3 protein-coding genes and 1 pseudogene are annotated in these 4,491 nt (G+C 71.0%); 2 read left to right on the forward strand and 2 right to left on the reverse strand.

Annotated elements, in window-relative coordinates; translation table 11 throughout:
- Both ACZ38L_RS38540 and ACZ38L_RS38545 read left to right on the forward strand, forming a co-directional pair.
- A pseudogene (locus tag ACZ38L_RS38540) lies at positions 1 to 502 on the forward strand (hypothetical protein); the annotation flags it as partial.
- 590 nt (positions 503 to 1,092) lie between these two features.
- Positions 1,093 to 1,308 (forward strand): hypothetical protein, encoded by a 216-nt coding sequence (locus tag ACZ38L_RS38545; RefSeq protein WP_465702647.1) that lies wholly within the window; start codon positions 1,093 to 1,095, stop codon positions 1,306 to 1,308.
- A gap of 270 nt (positions 1,309 to 1,578) precedes the next feature.
- Here the strand turns inward: ACZ38L_RS38545 and ACZ38L_RS38550 are convergent, their stop codons facing one another.
- Positions 1,579 to 3,546, reverse strand: coding sequence for a tetratricopeptide repeat protein (locus ACZ38L_RS38550; protein ID WP_465702649.1), 1,968 nt, complete (start codon positions 3,544 to 3,546; stop codon positions 1,579 to 1,581).
- A gap of 122 nt (positions 3,547 to 3,668) precedes the next feature.
- Positions 3,669 to 4,145, reverse strand: a complete 477-nt coding sequence (locus ACZ38L_RS38555) for a hypothetical protein (RefSeq protein ID WP_465702653.1) — start codon at positions 4,143 to 4,145, stop codon at positions 3,669 to 3,671.
- Positions 4,146 to 4,491: the final 346 nt, after the last annotated feature.

A 4,491-nucleotide genomic window follows, 5' to 3' on the forward strand; every position in this document is an offset into this window, starting at 1 on the left:
CATCGACACACCCAGTCAACGCTCCCGACCCCGTCCCGGACACCAGCCAACCGGCCAAACCATCCGAATCACCGATCTGCGAAGTACGGGCCTAGTCGTCCACCCGGTCTCCAACCTGTTCATCCCGGAGCCGGGGCCGGTCTGGCGCGAGTGCCACCGCGTGCTGCGCCCCGGCGGGACGCTGCTGTCCGGCTTCCTCAACCCGGACGTCTACCTCTTCGATGCCGAGCCTCTGGAGGCGCGCGGCGAGCTGGTGGTGCGCCACCGCCTGCCCTACAGCGACCTCACCCACCTGGAGCCCGCCGAGCGGGAACGGCTGTGGGGCCTCGACGCGCCGGTGGAGTACAGCCACACGCTCACCGAGCAGCTCGGCGGGCAGATCGCGGCGGGCTTCGCCATCACCGGCTTCGCCGAGGCGCCGCACCACTCGGACGCCACCGCCGGCTGGCTCTCCGGCTACTTCGCCACGAAGGCGGTCAAGGCCGGCGCCAGCCGTCTATGAGGCCGCCCCCGCCGCCTCCCGCTCGCCCAGCCGCGAGGCCATCGCCCGGATCGACCTCGCTCTCGCGCACGCCCAGCTCGGCGACCCGACGTCTGCCGCTCACTGCAACCTCAACTACCAGGCGATCACCCGCTACGCCCCCGACGGCACGTGTCGACGGTCAGCCAATTCCCCACCCCGAACGTCACGTAATGGGCCAGGGGGACGGCGGTGCCGCGACCGTCGGGGACATGGGGACGGTGACCGCGCGTCGAGATCCCCATGGCGCCAGAGGTCTCCGGGCCGCCCGATAGCCAGACCGTCGTTCAGGCTGGTCAGGGCTGTCCAGGGTGGCCGTCAGGCCAGCGCGGAGCGCCGCCGAAGGCGCCCTTGACCGACCGGACCAGCCGCACACTCAGCCATCGGGCGGCCCGTCACGGCCCCAGCCCAGGTGGGGAATTACGTGACGCTGATCATGAAGATCGTGGGGAATTACTTGACCGCTGACACACCTCAACCGCTACGGCTTCTACGCCTGGACCGCCGACGGGAAACTGCGCTCCCGACTGTCCACCGCCGACAAGCCGTTCAAGCCCCTCACCAACTTCGCGTTGCTGGAGTGCAGCCCGGCCGGCGAGATCCTCCTCGTCCACCGCAAGCAGCAGGTGCTGCTCCGCGTCCCGGTGCCGGAGGACCTCGACGCCCTGCCCGCCGCTGTCGAGAGCGCACTCAAGGGCTACGGCCCCGGTCGCCTCGCGCTGAAGAAGCAGTACGCGCCGGTCAACTGGACCTGGCTGGACACCGCTGCACGGGTGTTCCACCACTGAGCGCACGCACCCGTAGTCCCGTGCGCCCCGGCTCTGCTGGGCTGCCGCCTGAGGGGGCAGCCGGATCATCGGCCGCAAAAGCACCGGATATGGCTGACCTGCGGCGATGCGCCGGTCACTCCACCGGCTGGAGCAGTTTGGCGATCGAGGTGACGGTTCTGCGGGCGGGAGAGCAGACCGCGGGCGCCCCGGGCTCGGGCGGCGTCCAGGCCCTCGTTGGTGCCCTTGGCCCCGAACCCGTGCTACTGATCTTGTTCATCAATCGGTCGATTAATGAACAGCTGTATCCCCGGCCTCCCCCCGCCAGTGGGCGAGGTTGTTCCGGGTGGTGAGGGTGTTGGGGTGGTCGGGTCCCAGCACCCGCTGCAGGTCGGGCAGCAGTTTCTCGAAGGCTTTAGCGGCGCCGGCCGCATCCCCCGCCTCCCCCCGCCAGTGGGCGAGGTTGTTCCGGGCGGTGAGGGTCTCGGGGTGGTCGGGTCCCAGCACCCGCTGCAGGTCGGGCAGCAGTTTCTCGACGGCTTTAGCGGCGCCGGCCGCATCCCCCGCCTCCCCCCGCCAGCGGGCGAGGTTGTTCCGGGTGGTGAGGGTGTTGGGGTGGTCGGGTCCCAGCACCCGCTGCAGGTCGGGCAGCAGTTTCTCGACGGCTTTAGCGGCGCCGGCCGCATCCCCCGCCTCCCCCCGCCAGTGGGCGAGGTTGTTCCGGGCGGTGAGGGTCTCGGGGTGGTCGGGCCCCAGCACCCGCTGCAGGTCGGGCAGCAGTTTCTCGACGGCTTTAGCGGCGCCGGCCGCATCCCCCGCCCGCCCCCGATAGTGGGCGAGGTTGCCCCGGGCGGCGAGGGTGTCGGGGTGCTCGGGCCCCAGATGGTGCTGGGCGGCGCTGGCTAGGTGCTGGAGGTGCTCGACGGCGACGGTGACCTGGCCGGCTTCGCCCAGGCTTGTGCAGGTGCGGAAGAGCACGGGGTGGACGCCATCGGCCTGGTACAGGGCGTCTTCGGAGTGGTGGGCGAGTGCGTCGGTGTTGGCGCGCAGTGCTTGGGCGAGGGTGGTGTCGCGCTCCACATCAGGCCAGGCGGCCACCAGGGCGTCGGCAGCGGCCCAGGCGGCCTGGTCGCGGCCTTGGGGGGTGAGGGTGTCGCGGACGGCACGTTGGAGGAGTTGGTGGACGCGTACCGCCTGGTGGGGCGTGTCGGGGGTGTGATCGATCAGGCTCAGACGGTGCAGTGCCCGCAGCGCCTGTGTGGCGGTCGGGGCCGTCACCGGGGCAGTGTGGGCCGGTTCGGATGCGGCGGCGGTGCGGTGCTGGGCGAGGTGGGCAAGGGCTGGGGGGCTTTCCAGGACCGAGGTGGGAATGCCGTTGGGGTCGAGCATGGCCGCAAGCTGGAGCATAGGCCGGGCCAGGCCCGCTGGGCGTAGCTGGTCGGCGCGTTCCAGGGACAGGGACCAGGCGGCGGCAACGGTGGTGGGCTGGTTGTCGGGCAGCCCGGAGGCCTCGGGCAGTACGTCGGTGAGGGTGCTCGCGCGGTCGGCCAGCAAGTCTCGGTAGGTGGCGCAGTCGAGGTCGGAGTCGATGAGGTAGGCGGCGGCCTGTGACAACGCCAGTGGGAGGTGGCCGAGATCGTTGGCGAGGGCGGCGAGTTGGTCAGTGGGTTCGTGGCGGTCGTGCGCGGCCAGGGCGGTGGTGAGGTAGGCGGTGGCTTCGTCGTCGGTGAACAGGCCGACGGTCATCAGGCGGCGGCCGGGTCCGGTGAGCGCGGCCTCGCGGCGGCGGGTGGCGATCAGGGTGTGGCCGTGGGGGTTGGCGGGGGGCCATAGGTCGCGCAGGTCGGCGGGGTCGGTGAGGTCGTCGAGGACCACGAGCCAGCCGTGCTGCACGTCGCCGGCCTTGGGTTCGAGCCAGGCCAGGAACGCCTGTGCGGCGGACTCGGAATCAGCGGGGTCGGCGCCGAGTATCTCGGTCGCGGCTTGTGCGTACCCGGCGATGACCGCGTCGCGGGTGGAGGCGGTGATCCACACCAGGAGGTCCAGTTTCCCCCTCTGCAACAGTGTGCGGGCCTGGTGGGCGGCGAGCTGGGTTTTGCCGACCCCGCCCATACCGGTCAGCACCACGGTGTCCCCGCCGCCCAGCCCCTGCTCCAGCTGCTGGGCGGTAGCGCGGTCCTGGAAGCAATCGGCCTGCCGGGGCAACACACCGACCTGGTGCGGCCAGGTCACCGGCGGTCGCGGCGCGGCTTGGAACATGACCCGACCGCCGGCAGCGACGATGCCGACGGCTTGGCTGCCGTATTGGGCGGTGACGCTTTCCGGCGCGGCGGTGGGGATGGGCGTCGGGTCTGGGGGTGGGCTGGGGGTAGCCGGTCCGTTCAGCCCTGGGACGGATCCGGCTTGGGAGGGCGGCCGAGGCTCGCGTCCCCGTGGATGACGCCGGCCGCGATTGAGCTCTTCTCGGCGTGGATGTTCACGTCGCCGCCAGCGGCCAGTCCGCCTGCCCCGGCCGACACTCCGGTTTGGGGGGCGTGCTGGGCCAGCAGGGCCCGCAGCTGATCGGCGGCCTGTTGCCGCTCCGCCTCGTCCAGGTTCTCCAGCATCGCCTCGATGCGGGTCTGCCAGGACGACTCCTGGCGGATGCGTGTCTGCTCCACATGGTCCGGTTCCGTAGCCTGGAGAGCGCTTGCCGTCTGGTCCAAACGCTCCAGCTCCGCTTGCTCACGCTGTGCGTCACCGCGCCCGAACCAGCGCGCAATCGCGTGCCGGAACCCGTTCCACGCATCCGTGCCCGCAGCCGAAACCACTGCCTTGCCGCAGGCTTCGGCCAGCGCCACTAACGCTAACTCCAGCATGACGGCCTCCTCGCCTGTTCGTGGAGTCCCTCTCAAGCAACGTATCGCCGCTCAAGGAGCCTCGCACCGCGGCGCACGTCGGTGCGGGAAGCACGGTCGCTGCGGCCCGATGCATGGTCGTCGGGCGCGCCGAACAGTTGCGGTATGCCGGATCGATACCGGATCACCGTGGACCGCCCTGAGCCTTTGCTCGGTGTGCCGGTCGGCGGTGCGGGCTTGCGCTTCCTGCCCGCCGCTCACAGTAGCGGCCTGGCCTCGATGTTTCACGGCAGCGGCCGGTTGATCTCATGCCTGTGATGTCGCGTTGGTCCGTTCCCGGGGCGGTGTCGGGTAGGACTGCGCGTCG

The organism is Kitasatospora sp. NPDC024654 (assembly GCF_055559155.1).

Bases quoted from the DNA above. Each gene is read 5' to 3' on its own strand.
- ACZ38L_RS38550 (WP_465702649.1), bottom strand. From the start codon at position 3,546: ATGTTCCAAGCCGCGCCGCGACCGCCGGTGACCTGGCCGCACCAGGTC.
- ACZ38L_RS38555 (WP_465702653.1), bottom strand. From the start codon at position 4,145: ATGCTGGAGTTAGCGTTAGTGGCGCTGGCCGAAGCCTGCGGCAAGGCA.